This is a genomic window from Rhodohalobacter sp. 614A (assembly GCF_021462415.1).
Taxonomy (GTDB): domain Bacteria; phylum Bacteroidota; class Rhodothermia; order Balneolales; family Balneolaceae; genus Rhodohalobacter.
On sequence record NZ_JAKEDS010000003.1, the window covers coordinates 311,986 to 328,322 of the forward strand.

Consider the following 16,337-nt stretch of genomic DNA (forward strand, 5'->3'; position numbering starts at 1 on the left):
CTCAAGAGAGTCATCGAATGAGTGTAAAAGGTTCAAATAGAAACTTTATTTTCAGATAAATTATTCGCCTATTTTCAGCCAAAAGAAACGTGGCCGATAACTGTGTGGATAGTTTAAAATATCGTTAAAATAATCCATCGTGATGGTATTATAGCTTATCAACAACTCCTCCTCTGTAGATAGTACCGGATGGGCTTTTGCATTGTAAGGAATTATTCCCGGCGGATCGGTTAGTTCAGGAACTTTTCTGATTTTCTGTACGGGGCCGAACGGCCCAACCGGCGAATCTCCGATGCGAATAGCGGTATAATCACCAATACCATCGAGCTGAAAAACCAATAAATATCGTCCGGCTTTCAGCGGAGTAAGACTCACTTCATTTGACACCCTCTCAGTTACCGGTTTCACGCTGTTGATTGACCTGTTCCAATTTGTACCATCCCAAAATCGCCATGCATTAAACTTCTTCAGTTCGGATGGCTTCACCCTGGCAACGACCAACTGTTTCCCCGGATCCACAAGTCCGTAAATATATAAAAACCCATCGGGATTCGGAGCGCCGGCCCAGTCCGTGTTTACATATATCCCCGAACCAAAAGTCCCTTTCCCAAGGCCCGGAATGTCTATATAAAGGGGAGTATCTGTTTGCTGCTGATTTTCAAACGGCGGATGAATATCATCCCCGGGAATAGTGATCAGCGTGGTTCCGGTTACTTCGAAATCCCAGGATTGATTGCTATTGTCGATTACTCTGTATGCAAAAATATTGAGCGAATTCCCGTCCTCCTTGTTTATAAAACCATCCCCCAACCAGTAGTATTCGTCTGGTCTGGAATTCTCAGTTTCAGGACTAAAATAGTTGACTGGATTTCCGTCCGTGTCATGATTCAAAAGAATCTCCACGGTTTCATCAGAGGGTTGAATTCCGGTGATGTAAGCCACCGAATTATTCACCATTTTAAAGTTGTATACCGTATTCTCTCTGACGTCCCCGGTCATTGTGTCTGAAAAAATGAGAAGGTTTTTTCCGCCGTTTCCGGCTCCAATACTCTCTCGCCCATCTAATGAAAAAGAAAAAACACCATCGGCTCCAAACCACTCGCCAGTCCTGTAAAACATTTCTGTCCACTCTGGGGCATCCCTGACACTAAATGAGCTGAGAGTATCGGACAGATTGGATGTATTGATTTGAGCGCCGGCATTTTCCGGAAACACCTCACTGAGAAAAAGAAAAACTGACAGCGCGAGAAGTGGTTTAATTTTCCACATAATCTTTAATGATTTCTTTCCAAACCTGATATCCGGCACCGTTCAGGTGCAAACCGTCGATGCTGTATTCCGGATTGAGTTTACTATCTTTTTTGAATGTTGAAGCCAGATCTATGTAGGTTAGCTTCAGCTCTTCAGTGATCCTTTGAAGCTCCTCGTTAATGTGTTCAATATCCGCGTTTGGTCTTGTATAATGAACGCTTTCATCTACCGGCAGAATACTCTGTACATAAATTTCGGTTTCAGGCGATTCATTCTGAATCCGCTCCAAAATTTTACGATAGTTCTCCAGAATTTGCTCTTTCGATTTTCCATAAGCAAGATCATTTGTACCCATCATGACAAAAACCTTGGCCGGGCGGGATTCAATGATCTCATCGAGACGTTCCAAAACGCCATCGGTATCATCTCCTCCAATTCCACGGTTTTTTATTTTCGAATTGTTACCAAACAACTCACCCCATTCGGCATTGTCGGTAATACTATCTCCAAGAAACAGGATTTCATTTGAAGTATTCGGCAACATTTCAAAATGTTCTTTTTTATGATAATAATAAGCTTTCACTGCACGATTCCATTCAGCCAACTCTTCAGCCTGACGGTCGTAGGCCATAATGGAGTCGATTTCAGTTTGAGTCAAAATCGTACTCATTGATGGCGGCGCGTCTTCCGGTCTGCTTCCCCAGTTTTTATTCGGCTCGTCTCCCATCTCCAGTTCAAGAATTCCACCATCCACAAGATCTTTATGATAGAACCAAGGCTTGTTCAAGGGGTTTCCATCCAGAGAGGCCGACTGAATATATCGGTTCTTCTGGGAGGTGCCATTGGCTTTAATTACAAAGTCACCGCCGGGATAATATTTCTCATCCAGGTGAATTGTTATTTTCTCAAACAGCGGACTGCCTATTTCATAAATCGGATCGACTGAAGCGCCACCATTCATCTCAAAAAGTCCCATCGCACTCATAACAAACCATGCTCCCATCTGTCCCTGGTCTTCATCACCCAGCCAACCGTCGGCCGGAGTCACTCCATAATAATTATCCATAATTTCCCGAGACCAATATTGGGTAAGCCACGGTTTGCCGGAATAGTTAAAAAGATAAGCTGCCTGCATATTTGGCTGATTGCCATGGTTAATAGGCAGTACCCCCATTCCTGTTAAACTGTTGGATCCGAGGTGTTCGGAATTAAACTTGTGTGGCGCTGAAGTTTGAAATCCCTCTTCCAGCCGGTTGTTAAACTCGTCTTTACCCATAAGGTCAATCAGTCCATTCACATCATGAGGCACAAAATATGTAAACTGCCAGGCATTTCCCTCCACCCAGCCGGAACCTAAAAATGTAACTTGTCCAAACGGTTGAAAATCCTCAACCCAGGAACCGTCAGCATATTTTCTGCGCATGTACCCCACTTCGGCATCAAAAATATTCTTGTAGTTAAAAGCTCTTTTCGTGAATTCCTTGTAGTCTTTCTCTTTATTCAGGGCTTTTGCCATTTGAGCGACTGTCCAGTCATCGTAGGCGTATTCAAGTGTATTGGAAACCGGCCCTTCTTCGTCAGGCACAAATCCATAACGTATATATTCTTCAAGATTTCGATTCCCAACATATCCACCTGCTTCGTGTGGATGCCCCGGAACGGTTTGAAGCTTATGAATTGCCTGGTACATTTTATCTACATCATAATCCCTGATTCCTTTGTGATAGGCATTGGTAAGCAGGCTGATCTGGTGGGATGCAACCATGATGCCCGAATACTCAATTCCAGTCGGACCTTTGGGAAGCCATCCTCCTTTGTCCGAAATTTCAAGCATTGATTTCACCCAATTATTGGCGATATCAGGAGTGGCAAGACTCCATAATTGATTCAGATTCCAAAACGTCATCCAGAAGCCATCGCTTCCATAAACCGGCATTTCGGGATCGGGAACCTGTTGCACGTTTTCATACATATCCATGTACTTGCCGTTCACATCGCTCCAGGTTGTTCTTCCGGCATAGGCTCTGTAGAGATTGGTATAGAACTTGGTTTTATTCTCCTCCGTGCCTCCTTCTACTTCAATCACGGAAAGCAGATCATTCCAGGTTTGTTTATTATCTGCCCGTACTTTGTTGAAATTCCAATCGTACGGATCCATTTCGGTTTCCAGGTTGAGGCGTGCCTGCTCTATACTCACCAGTGAAATACCGGTTTGCATCATGATTTGCTCTCCTTCTTCAGTCTCAAATTCGAGAAATGTGCCTACATCCTTATGGCCAAATCCCGAAGAAACCTGCTGCACATTCCTGTAGATCTCTTCCTTCACCCATCCGTTCATGCTTTTAAACGGTTTGTTGAAACGGATCACAAAATTGAGCACATACTCATTGTAGTTGGCTTTCCGTAAACTTTGCTGGTACGAAACTCCCTCAATCTCATAATCACTTACTTTCGTGATATTGGTGTACCCGATTTCATAGTTGTATTCCGAAGGTGTCAGCAGATCGATCAAAATTCGCGATGAATCGCTTTCCGGAAAAGTATATCGGTGGAATCCGGCTCTTGTGGTCGTTGTCAATTCGGCCTTGATTCCGTAATCATCCAGCATTACAGAATAATAACCTGGTTCGGCTTCCTCTGTATCATGATTGAATTTTGACCGGTATCCACGACCGGGGTCCTTCTCTGTTCCCGGCTTGATTTTCAACTCTCCATTCGTTGGAATGGTAAGAAGTCCGGCCATTGTCCAGGAATGAATATGGCTGAATCCGGCGATGTTATTGATGTTGTAATCGTACCCTGCCTTCCATCCTCTCTCCTGGTTATCGGGACTCAGTTTGACCATTCCAAACGGCATCGTTGGCCCGGGGAACATGATCCAACGGGAATCATGGCTGCCAATCAGCGGATCTACATAATCAGCAGGTTTTTTCTGTTGTGCGTAAACAGATCCCGCAAGGCAAACTGAACAGATAAGAAGTAGGATTTTTTTCATCATATTGAGGTAAACACTTTGGATTAATCAGATGAGCGATCCTGCCGAACCATTTCTACATCACCATCTTTTAAAATCAAATCGAAATAGGACTCACCATATTTCACATTATAAAGAGTACCGTTCATATCCGGTTTGTCTTGATTGGAGATAACGGAACCGTTCCCATCGGGATAAAAACCGAAGAAGTTTTTCAGCATAACCTGAGACATTGCAATTCCTGATGATGATTCCCGGTTATGCCATCCTCTTTGAGCGATCCGAACACGTGCATTCTTCTCACGTTTATTCTCTCCCCACAACTCATGAGCCTGTGCCCAAATTCCTTCCTTCGTGACAGGAGCAATATTATGATAGAAATCCAGTGCTTTATTTGGATAACCAAGCTGTGTGAGTGCATCCATCGTGCCGGCAGGCCATCCGTCAAATGCGCCTAACGGTCCGTGATCGGGTCTGTCTGAATCCTCAGCCGCAATATCCTGCAATGATTGGGCTCTCATCCAGTGGTCTGTAATTAACTCTCTGTAGAGGAAATCCATCATCTCCTGCTTGATCTCTTCCGGGATATCCTGTGATACGTATCGTCCCAAAAACATAAAATCGAGGGAGTGGCGTACTTCCACAGTTTTTCCATTGGGATATAGACTGTTCCAAACGCCATTACCTGCATATAGTTTGAGAAGACGGTCCATCATCTCGTCCGATTCATTTCTGAGCTGTTGTGCTTTGGACTGATCTCCTTCCAATTCGGCAAAATCAGCCAACTCTCTCATCATCCAGATGTATGCGGCATTGAATGACGGCACGATATGTTTGTAGGTGGGAACGGCCTCAAGAAGGTTCCATTCATCATCTCCGAAATCAGCCAGTTTATAGATATCTTCCTGAGCTCCATCCTGGCCATAAATAGAGATCCGTTTCCAATTCATTGCATAATCTTCAAGATGATCGTAAACGGTTTTTCCGTCAATCATTTCATCCAGAAACGCATAATCTTTTGAGATCGTCAGGTACGATCGAATCATTTGAAAGAGTGCCCAATAGTTGGCCGAATAACCATTGCCAACACCCACTCCGCTGATATTATCTTTTCCATAGTGCAGACTTGGATCGATCAAAATCCAGGAAGACAGATGCTCTTTCATCATTTCGGGATCAACAACCGCCCAAAGTGTAGACCATTCTGTGATATCCCAGAAAAACGTGATAGACGCTCCCCAGCGTGGACCTCCTGTCAGGAAGACTTTTTCATGCTGAGGAAGATTCGTATTCATCAGGTAGAGCATGGTCAGCGGACCGGTATAATACACTCTCTTTGCGAGTGAATCTGCCGTTTCAAGAACTGGAAATGATCCCGACAGCCATTGATTTCCCGGATGGAAAATATCCTTCCAACGCGTTCTCCACTCCTCCTCTATCTTCTGAAATTCCTCGTCAAAATCATGAACCAATTCACTCACATTCTCTGCGACTTCTTTCTCATCTGAAGCCACCGTCATTGCATATCTAATGGTGTAAGATTCCCCGGGATTCAATGTTACTGATTTTTGAGCCGTGGCTCCGCTATTGAAAACTTCATATTCCCATTCCAAATCAGTTATTTGAAAAGCTGTTTTTGCCGAAGTTTCCCGATCATTCACAAGAAGAATGTTCTCTCTAAGAGCGGACGAATATTTATCACTTCCAAGAATTTCCCGGTCAGTTGGCCAGGTAAGCGTTACTTGTTTTTGTTGAGGCTTTCCATTCACCAATTCGGTTGCAGTGGTCTCAAGAGAATTAAAATCTTTATTGAAATACGTTCGGACATTTTCCACCTCCTCATCCCGGTTCGTGGTCTTTCCATCCATTTTGGGATACGGATACCACCATTGCCACTCCCCTCCATATTGGCTGTTAAACCCGATCATATCCAATTCAAGATCTAAATTTTGTGAGTTTTCACTTCTATTGGTAATGGTGATTTCCCACATTAAGCCGTCTTTATCAATTGGCATCCGGGTTGAGCTTTCCAACTCCAGTCCATTCCATTCGGCTTTTCTCAGGGCCTGCCACGCCTGCCAGCGGAAAGAACTTACCTCGGGAGTCTCACCATTAATTCGTAATCGACCGGTGTGATATCCACCAGAATATGGAGCAGATACAAACCAGCTCACAGAATTAATGTCCCGATTGGTCAGAGCCTGACCACGAAAATTCCGAATAGACGGTTCCATATCCGCAGTATCTGCTGATACCCACTCTCCCGGCATTTCATCTAATGAGGGGATATTTGAATAGATGTCCTTTGGGGTAGACTGACATCCAGATATCATGAACACGATGAATAACCCCAAAAACAGTATCCGGTCTGGTCGTTTCATCAATCTCCTGAAGAATTATCATTCAACAATTTTTGCACGGCAAAGGTATAAGCGCCAAGGCTTACTGCATTACTGGTTCCCAAAACGGTTTTTCCGATACCGATTCGTGGAGATTCGTCGTATTCAATGGTCTTATCACTTCCGGGAATTTTCACGGTTTGCGGATTTCCCTTGATGAATTTTTCTATCTCTTTTTCATCTTCGAGATTATACACTTCTAAAGATAACCTGTCAGATTTTTCGCCTTTAAAGTTTTCGTATTTCTTTTTGATGGTATCGAACATAACCGGCGCAAAAAGATCCCAACTTCCAACCAATCCCCCGCCTAAAACAACAAGACCGTCAATCAGAGTAACCGTATTTACTATTGAGTGCCCTAATGCCATCCCAAGCTGATGAAAGGCTTCTCTTGCTGCGTTTGAATCTCCTTCCATGTCACCTTTTGCAATTTTGTAGATATCACCCGGCATGAGGGCGGCATCAAAAGGTAGATTGGCTGATTCGGCATAAACCCTTTGTACGGCTCTTGTACTTACGGATTCTTCTGCATTCCAATCGGGATTGACAACATTCAGCGTGTTGTGGATTTCAGCTCCGCATGAATTGTCCCCGTTCAGCAATGTTCTGTTCAGTATGATGCCGCTTCCGAAACCGGTTCCGATTGTCAGGCCAATTAAATTATTGAACCTTTTTACGCTTCCGGCCGCTTCCAATTTTTTGTTAACTGCCGGAAGAATACCGGTCAGTGCTTCTCCATATGCAAAAAGATCTCCGTCATTATTGATAAATACCGGGACCCCGAATTTTTCCTCAAGCATAGGCCCCAAAGCCACCCCACCCTGAAAAGCTTTAAAATTCGGCAAATTTCCAATAATCCCCTTCGGATAGTCCGCCGGGCCCGGAAAAGCGAAGCTGACTGCATCCGGTTTCATGTCCAGTTTTTTTATAACTCCTTCAAATCCACTGACCAGGTTTTCGAGACATAAGGTCAGATCGTGAGCATTAGAAGGAAGCGTAACCGGTTCAACAATTTCTTTCTTGTCCTTCATTGCAGAAAAGACAAAATTTGTACCTCCTGCATCCAACGTTAGAATAGTTTTTGAAACGTTCATACTTATTCAGATTTATATTTTTTCTGTGTCTTTTGCCAACATGTACATTGCCGCATAGGATACGTACAGCATACAGCCTGCCAATACAAAAATAGGTGCAATATTTCCGAAATTCTGATTTACATATCCCATAAGCGGAGGAATAACCGCACCTCCTGAAACCGATAGAATAATCAAACCGGAAACCTCATTGGCATAATCCGGCATACGGTTAATAGCAATAGAGAAAAGCAATGGAAAGATATTTGAAAACCCTAAACCGGTTAGAAAAATCATTGCCCAGGTAACTTCCAGAATTGGGATCATAATAATGCCTGCAAGCCCTATGAACGTCAGCAACAAGCTCACGATAATAAAATTTCGTTCGGTAATGTAGCGTAGTAAAATTCCGCCCGAAAAACGTCCTACCATTAACGACGCGAAGTAAACACTAATTCCGAAACCCGCAGTTGCCAAATCGAGATCAAAACGGGATGTGAGAAAGATGGCAATATTTGAGTTCATTCCTACATCAAAACCTACAATCAGAAAGATGCCCAGTACAAGAATAATAACCATTTTCTCTTTTAATAGGCGCAATACACTCCTAAAAGTAGCCGGCGGTTTTTCTGATTTTTTTTCTTCTATCTTGATGGTCAGCAACCATATCGCAATAAGTATTGAAATGGCGGCATAGATAGGAAAAATCAATCTCCAGTCTCCAAATGTTCGCACCAAAATGGCGATAAATATTGGACTTAACAGAGCTGCCGATGCTTTTACAAATTGGGAGAAACTCAGATTTGCCGATTGTGTACTCTTAGTTGATATATCAATCAACAAAGGATTTGCAGATACCTGCAGAATTGTGTTCCCGATTCCGAGTAAACAAAATCCCAAAACAACGGCAGGATATGTGTATATCAGAAAGGGAATCAGAAGTCCTGCACCGGTAACAAAAATACCAATGCTTAGCGTCAGCTTTTTGCTCTTTCGGTCCTGGAAGATCCCCGTTGGAAGAGAAATTAATGCAAACCAGACGAATACCATACTGGGCAAAAGCTGAGCAACACTGTCAGACAGAGAAAAATCCTTTTGCACATATCCGGTTGCCACTCCCACCAGGTCCACAAATCCCATGATGTAGAATGATATCATAACCGGAGCAAACTTTTGAAACGAGGCAGATTTTGTCATCTACTTATCCTTTAATCAATTGTTGTTAGGTACGGACATAGGCTTTGATCGTCATGATCTCTTTCCCGCGGCTATTACCTGTAGGGGCAATTTCATATTCACGAATGGAAGCCGGAATGATAAATGTCTCCGCATAATTAACGATAAACGGCTCGAACTCATCATTCGGGCTTGAAACCATTGCTTGTTCTCCTTCTACCAGGTTAAATACAGCTACACTTCCATTGGCTTTGTGAGGGACAGCTTTGCTGAAACGATGCCTCCGGGTTTCAATAAACTGGGTTTCATAAAGACCTGTTTTTTCTTCTACCCAGCCATCGCCTTCATCTACTTTTTGAAATTGATTGATGAGATTCTGAGGAACCCATTCGTCATCTCTATCCCATTTTATGACTTTTTCTCCCCTGTCAATGTTAATGGGCCGTGGTTTTCCATCCAGTCCCAGCCGATTCCAATCCCAAAGTTTAAAGGTAAAAATGTATGGGGTTGCACTGATTTCAAGAACCATACATCCTTCTCCCGAACAATGAACCGTTCCATTCGGAATCAAAAAATGATCATGCTTTCTTGCCGGCCAAGAGGCCACATATTGATCTGCATCAAATCCCGGCCCGCCATTGTTGGCATGTTTGAGATTTTCAACCATCACATCAGGATCAATTCCATTCTTTAGGCCGAGATACACTTTGGCTTCACCCTGAACATCCATCAGATAGTAACTTTCATCCTGTGTGTATGAAAGGCCAAATTCGTCCCGAATATATTCTTTCGAAGGGTGAACCTGGAGACTTAAATTTCCTCCTTCAATCGTATCTAAGAAGTCAAAACGGATTGGAAATTCATCTCCAAATCGTTGAAATACCTTTTCACCTAACAATTCCTCCGGATGGAAAAATACTACGTTGAGAGATGGCAATTCCATAACCACATCATTATCAAACTGATAAAGAATACTGTTTTCTTCCGGAACGCAGTTAAAACACCAGGCGTAGTTTTCAGGACCATCGTCAAGATTGCACACCTCTCTCATCCATTGGCCACCCCAAGGTCCCGGATCAAAAAAGGGAACCACACTAAATGGTTGCTGAATGGTTTGTTGAAGGGCAAAATCATAAGTCTCTTTATCTATGAAAGTTGGCTGCCCTTTTTTGTTGGTATCCAGAACAAAATCAATATTTTCAAAAATCTGCTTTTTCAGTTTGTCACAAATTCTCCAGTCAACAAAAAAGCCTCTTTTATATTTGTCTTCTATACCTTCTTGCTTGTTTTGAATGCCGATATTATTGACTTCGTTGTTCCGCATTCTCTGTTGTATTTCCCATCGGGCCATATCGGCATAAACCAGTATGTCAACTTTTTCCGGGATCAACGACGCTCCGGGGCCCATAACCACGGTTAAACGGGAATCTCCATTTCTTAATCTTTTCCGAATGGATTCCACTTTATCGGGATCGACCAAATCTTTCATTTCAAGCTGAGTGATTCGTCCGAAGATGCGATCATCCGTAACATCATCCTGTGTAATCTGGCGGATTTTTTGCTCTTCGTACAAATAATCTTCCGGGTTTATCACTACATCCGGATTCAATGCATCGGTCAGATCTTCTTTAATCTCGGCCAGGCGAACTCCCTGGTAACATTCAATAGCTATGGTTATCGGTCCGATTTGTAAACTTTCAAGATGCTTGATTAACCTTTTTGATACAGCTTCCCAGCCGGCTGTACACTCTTTACCAGATATTCGAATAGCAGGGTTTTTTCTAAAATTCATTTCAGTAGATTCTTGCCTTAATTTTTTCAGGAGAAATTGGATTATATGTTTTAGTATCCCGGGTTTTGGGTCAGGTTTTTATTGATGTTTAGTTCTCTTTGTGGAATAGGAAAAAGCTTATGAAAAGGTTCGGGTGAAGCGTTTTCTTTGCCGGAAGCATTTACGATATCTACCAGCTTATCCATTCTTACCAGGTCGCCCCAGCGCTGACCTTCCAATACAAATTCCCAGCGTCTTTCTTTTAGAATGGCATCTTTAAATTGCTGATAATTCAGCCCGGCTATGTCAGGCAGCACATTTCTTTCAGTTGTTCCATCGAACCGGGCCCGTCTTCTCACCTGATTAATCGCATCATAAGCCTGTGGTGTTGGCCCATTGTTCACTTCGTTTAGTGCCTCCGCGTAGATAAGCAAAACATCCGCATAGCGAAGATAGATTACATCCATATCGGTATTGTTCGCACGCGGTTCGGCTTCCTGATCCCAAAACTTTCCAAAGTGTGGTTCGAATTGAACAGTGCTGCCGTCGCTGTATGTAAATGATTCAATAAACGTAACTTCTTTGCGACGATCTAAATTGTAGAAACTGTTGTAAAGATCGTCTGTAGGGACTTCCCAGCCTTGGGCATTTTCGGGGCCTTCGCCATCTTGATCCAAACCTGACGGCAATAACCGAACCAAATACTGATTGGGTTTAAAGCCTTCACTCTGGGTACCACTGAAATTGACTGCAAAAATAATTTCACCTTCATTCATGTTTTCAATTTTGAAGATGTCTGCAAAATCGTCCCACAAGAAATATTCATTGGACTCAATCACCTCCTGTGCTTTTTCTGCGGCCATCTCGTAGTTCTCCATATACAGATAGACCTTTGATAATAAAGCGGTAGCTGCCATCGGCGTTGGCCTTCCTTTGCCAACACGGTATGAATCGCTGAGATTTTGCTCGGCAAATTCCAAATCACTGATTACCTGGGCATAAACAGCTTCCTTGCTGGTTCTCGGCTGGTATGATGTACTGACATCAGCCGTAGCCTGAATGATGAGTGGAACATCCCCAAAAGTGCGGGCAAGTTCGAAATACATCATAGCCCTGATAAACCGCGCTTCCGATATCAAATGTTGCTTGCGCATGTTATCAAAATCAATCGGAGGAATTTTATCAACTACTGTATTTGCTGCGTTGATAGTTTTGTAGAGATCCTGCCAGTAATATTCAATCCGAACATTATCGGCGGTATGATTGAACAGAGACAGATTTCGATATTCCTGGCCTGTCAGCTTCTCGGTAACATTATCAGAGACCAAATCGTGAAAGACCCAATAATCATTAAAGAATATACCTCCAAAGGTAGGATCAAAAATGCCCGCAGTTCCCACGCTCAGGTAATCATACAGAGCATTTGTTGCGGCAACAGCATCTTCTTCCGACTGATAATAATTATCTGATGTAATTGTGGATACAGGATTCTCTTCCAAAAAATCGCAGCCAGCTATTGTGAGGATCATTAATATAACTGCAAGAAATCCCGTACCATATTTGTTATCCATAGTTTTCTTCATAATTGAACCTCCTTACAATGAAATGTTTACACCAGCCATGAACATCCTGGAGCGTGGATAGGAACCATAATCTGCTCCCATACTCAGATTGTCGTTGGAAAACCGACTCACTTCGGGATCATATCCTTTATAGTTTGTGAGTGTATAAACGTTTTTTGCGCTTATATAAAACCGAACTGTCCTGAGATGTAATTTCTCCGACAGATCAGCAGGAAGGCTGTAAGCCAATGTTACATCCTGAACCCGAAGAAAAGAACCGTCCTCAACCTGAACATCAGATAACACATTTGGAGGCGGAAGTGCATTCGCCCGTGGATATTTATTGGTAGGGTTTTCGGGAGTCCAGCGGTCTAAAGCTGCTGTTGAGTTGTTCTTAGTACCATCAAAACTCTCCAGACCAAACCGATTAAAATTCACGATTTCGTTTCCATACACTCCCTGCAGAAAAACATTCAACGAAAAGTTTTTGTAATAGAACTCATTTCCTATGCCAAAAGTAAAATCCGGATTGGCATTTCCAAGAACCACTTTATCCTGTTCGTTAATAAATCCATCTCCATTTTGGTCGATGTATTTCCGATCGCCATACGTAGGTGAGTAACTTGAAAACCTGGGAACTTCATCCAGGTTCTCTTCTAACTGGACAATTCCGTCTGATTTATAACCGTAGAATGTACCAATGGGCTGCCCTTCTGTTATGCGGGTCCAACCATTGATTCCAAGGATGTTCTGGCCTGTTAAGCCGCCATCTTCCTCACCGGTCAGCTTTGTTATTTCATTTCTGTTTTGAGCAAATGTAATGCTCGTATTCCATTGGAATTTGTCTCTGAAATTCTCCGTTCTCAGGGCAATTTCGAACCCGGCATTTTTTAATTCTCCAATATTTGTGTAAGCATATCTGAATCCTGATGTATAAGGCACCGGTGCGTTTAAGAGCAGGTCTGTGGTTTTCTTATAATAATAATCGAAGGTTAACGAGATTCGATCATCCAGGAATCCCACATCCATACCGGTGTTGAACTGTCCGGTTGTTTCCCATTTCAAATCATCATTTTTCAGAGTAGCCGGACCTGCACCTTTTGCAATCTCATTTTCACCGAAATAGGCCTCGGTTACTTCCAGAGTTCCCATAGAACTGTATGGCGGAATTCCCTCATTCCCTACAATTCCATATCCAGCACGCACTTTCCATTGAGTTAAGACATCAACATTACGCAGGAATTCTTCCTCCTTTAAACGCCATGCCAAGGAAACTGACGGGAAAAACCCATACTTGTTACCGGCTCCAAACTTTGAGGAACCATCCACACGCCCAGATATCGTAGCCAGATATTTGTTGCGGTAACTATAATTTACTCTGGATAGAACCGACTGCATCTGCCAGGCAGTTGCTCCGCTCAGAGAAAGTGTTTTCTCGTTACCACTTTGTATGGAATGATACCCCAGGCGATTGTCGTCAAAATCAGAGGTGGCTGCATATAGAAAATTACTATTGAATTTCTGAAGGGTATGGCCAAGAACTACATTCAATGAATGCTCATTATTGAAGCGGTTATTGTATGACAAAATGTTTTCAATCAGCCATGTATATCCTTTCGAATCTCCCAAAGCAGCTTGTCCATTACTGGCTTCGGCTCTTTTTAAATAGTTTGGCACGAAATAGAACTCCTCATTGAGAAAGCCGTCAACACCGACTGAACTTTTAAATTCAAGATTGTCGATGATATTCCAACGCACAAAAGCATTTCCAATAAAGCGCGTTGTTTTATTGATTTGTTCTGTCTCAAAAGCATCAGCAACAGGATTTCCAATAGCCGGCCGAGAGGTGTTATTTTCATAGGTGTATCCTCCCTCCGCATTGTAAACCGGAAGTCCCGGATTAAATTCCAGCGCCCATGACGTTATACTTGAGGCTGTTGCGGCTTCTGCATCGGTAACCACCCCATCCATTAAACTCCTGTTCAGATTCAGATTGGTAGCTACGGTTATTTTATCTGAAAGATCCTGATTCAGATTTACCCTCAGATTCCCTTTTTCAAAAGCAGAGCTGATGATAATTCCATCCTGATTAAAGTAATTTCCGGAGATTGTATATCTCGTATCCTCATCTCCGCCATTGATGGAAAGCTGATAATTGCTGATTGGAGCAGGCTCAAATATCTGATCCTGCCAATTTATGCCTTCACCAAGGTTATTGGGACTGGCATAAATAATTCTGCGAAGTACATCTGAATTGTCGGCAGCTTCATTTCCAAGAATAGCTAATTGCCGGGCATTCAACATCGGGATTGTCCGGGAAATGGTTTGAATCCCCCTGTAGTACCCGAGAGAGATTTCCGGTCCCGAGCTGCTGCCTTGCTTTGTAGTTACAAGTATCACTCCATTTGCACCTCTTGCCCCATAAATAGCCGTAGCGGAGGCGTCTTTTAACACTTCTATAGATTCAATATCACTTGGATTGATACTTGCCAGCGGATTCATGGAAGGTCCGCTTGTGGCACCAATAGACATCTGCCCGGCATCACTGATAATAGGCACGCCATCAATTACGTACAGGGGTTCATTATTTCCATTAATTGACGTGGTTCCCCGAATACGAATGGTTGATCCAGCGCCGGGTTGACCGGATGTTTGCCGAATAACCACACCGGCAGCTTTTCCCTGCAATCCCTGGTCTATCGACGATATAGAACTGGCCTCGATTGACTCGGCATCAACAGAAGAAACGGAACCGGTCAGATCGCTCCTCCGAATTGATCCATACCCTACAACAACAAGCTCTTCTCCCTGAATCAGGCTTTCATGCAGTTCAATTTCCAAATAGTCATCTGTAGAAATAATACGCTCCTCTGGTTCGAAACCAATAAAGCGTATAACAATCGTAGAATCTTTTGGCACATTTATAAAAAACTCTCCATTGATATCTGTTACAGTACCTATCTCCGTCTCATTTTTTACAAGGACGTGAGCACCGGCAAGTGGCTCCCCATCAACAAGAACCACCCCTGAAACCGGGATAATTTCCTGGGCATATGCTGTAGCAGAAACTACTGACAATAAAATAGTTATGAGCATCCATTTGACAATACCTTTCATAAAACTCTCCGTATCATATTTGGCTCCAAAAAAAGTGATTGCAGGTTGCAATCTGTTTGCTGCAACCTGCAATGATCGATCATTTCTAAAATTCAACGTCCAGGCATGATCCGGCAGGTCCTGCATCATCTGCGCTTCCCGGCTTGTATGGATCAAAATTGTTTCCTTTTGGTTGAGCAACAAAAACTTTCACATACTCTTCCTGTGATTCATAAGGCACATCTTCAGTTCCGGTATTGAAAGCGTCCAACCCGTAGTAAATCACATCAGCTCTCAACTCCTCTGTATCCACGCTATTTACATATAGAGTATCTCTTACATCTTCGCCAAAAGCACCCGTTCGGGTCATGATTAATACATCCTGATCATCCAAATTCCAATAACAGTGATTATACCAGGCATCGCCAAAATCATCTTGCTTTTCGCCGATGCTTTTATCGTATGAACCATCTGCGTGAAAACGGTACACATCATCCGTATACGCTTCGCTAATATCATTTTCACCGGTTTTTTGTCTGATCTCTTCGCTGAGCAGCCAGTCGTAGTTGGTAAGCAGTTGTTCTTTGGTCAATTCAACTGCAACAACCAGATCCTTACTTGCAGATGCGTCTGTCTCATCAAATATTGTGAATGTAAATGAGAGAATTCCTTCAGAATCTTCAACGAGAACTTCATATTCAAACTGATAAGTACCTCCCCCCTCATTTGTGATGTTTTCCGTATCTAAAACATCACCATCTAATTTTTTTTCAATCATTAAATGGTCAAATCCTTCGGGAGTTGTATAGTTAACCCCGATTGAAATCATATCCCCCGCTTTAGCTTCAACAGATTGTGCATCCAGTGTTATGGTAGGTAATTCCGGACTGGAATCGCTGCTACAAGAGTAAAAAAAGATTCCAAGCAGTACAGTGACGATCGATAGTTTAGGTAAGTAATTATTCATGATCTTTTTATTATGTTGGTATGTTTGAACAAAATAGCATTTAAAAAAATTTTAAAAAAGTATTGATT

The 16,337-nt window shown here is 42.7% G+C and carries 9 protein-coding genes; all 9 read right to left on the reverse strand.

The genetic code is table 11. The annotated features are described in order from the left end of the window. Window positions 1-60 precede the first annotated feature (60 nt). From L0B18_RS15135 to L0B18_RS15175, 9 genes are read right to left on the reverse strand one after another with little or no spacing between them, the layout of a single operon-like run. Window positions 61-1,269 carry a hypothetical protein gene (locus tag L0B18_RS15135; RefSeq protein WP_234572640.1) on the reverse strand — a complete coding sequence of 403 codons (1,209 nt, stop codon included), beginning with the start codon at window positions 1,267-1,269 and terminating at the stop codon, window positions 61-63. Next, the gene (locus tag L0B18_RS15140; RefSeq protein ID WP_234572641.1) at window positions 1,256-4,249 is read right to left on the reverse strand and encodes a GH92 family glycosyl hydrolase; all 2,994 of its coding nucleotides are present in this window, start codon (window positions 4,247-4,249) and stop codon (window positions 1,256-1,258) included. Before L0B18_RS15140 ends, L0B18_RS15135 begins: the two co-directional genes overlap by 14 nt. A 20-nt stretch (window positions 4,250-4,269) precedes the next feature. Further along, the gene (locus tag L0B18_RS15145; RefSeq protein ID WP_234572642.1) at window positions 4,270-6,606 is read right to left on the reverse strand and encodes a hypothetical protein; all 2,337 of its coding nucleotides are present in this window, start codon (window positions 6,604-6,606) and stop codon (window positions 4,270-4,272) included. Further along, window positions 6,606-7,718, reverse strand: coding sequence for an ROK family protein (locus L0B18_RS15150; protein ID WP_234572643.1), 1,113 nt, complete (start codon window positions 7,716-7,718; stop codon window positions 6,606-6,608). The genes L0B18_RS15145 and L0B18_RS15150 overlap by 1 nt, the downstream gene beginning before the upstream one ends. A gap of 12 nt (window positions 7,719-7,730) precedes the next feature. Continuing rightward, window positions 7,731-8,894: an MFS transporter gene (locus tag L0B18_RS15155; RefSeq protein ID WP_234572644.1), complete on the reverse strand. Its 1,164-nt coding sequence runs from the start codon at window positions 8,892-8,894 to the stop codon at window positions 7,731-7,733. A gap of 25 nt (window positions 8,895-8,919) precedes the next feature. Beyond that, window positions 8,920-10,665: a class I mannose-6-phosphate isomerase gene (locus L0B18_RS15160; RefSeq protein ID WP_234572645.1), complete on the reverse strand. Its 1,746-nt coding sequence runs from the start codon at window positions 10,663-10,665 to the stop codon at window positions 8,920-8,922. 50 nt (window positions 10,666-10,715) lie between these two features. Beyond that, window positions 10,716-12,227, reverse strand: coding sequence for a RagB/SusD family nutrient uptake outer membrane protein (locus tag L0B18_RS15165; RefSeq protein ID WP_234572646.1), 1,512 nt, complete (start codon window positions 12,225-12,227; stop codon window positions 10,716-10,718). Window positions 12,228-12,239: 12 nt separating this feature from the next. After that, complete coding sequence (locus tag L0B18_RS15170) at window positions 12,240-15,479, reverse strand: SusC/RagA family TonB-linked outer membrane protein (protein WP_234572647.1); 3,240 nt, start codon at window positions 15,477-15,479, stop codon at window positions 12,240-12,242. Continuing rightward, window positions 15,409-16,269, reverse strand: a complete 861-nt coding sequence (locus L0B18_RS15175; RefSeq protein WP_234572648.1) for a hypothetical protein — start codon at window positions 16,267-16,269, stop codon at window positions 15,409-15,411. Before L0B18_RS15175 ends, L0B18_RS15170 begins: the two co-directional genes overlap by 71 nt. Between the last annotated feature and the right edge of the window lie 68 nt (window positions 16,270-16,337).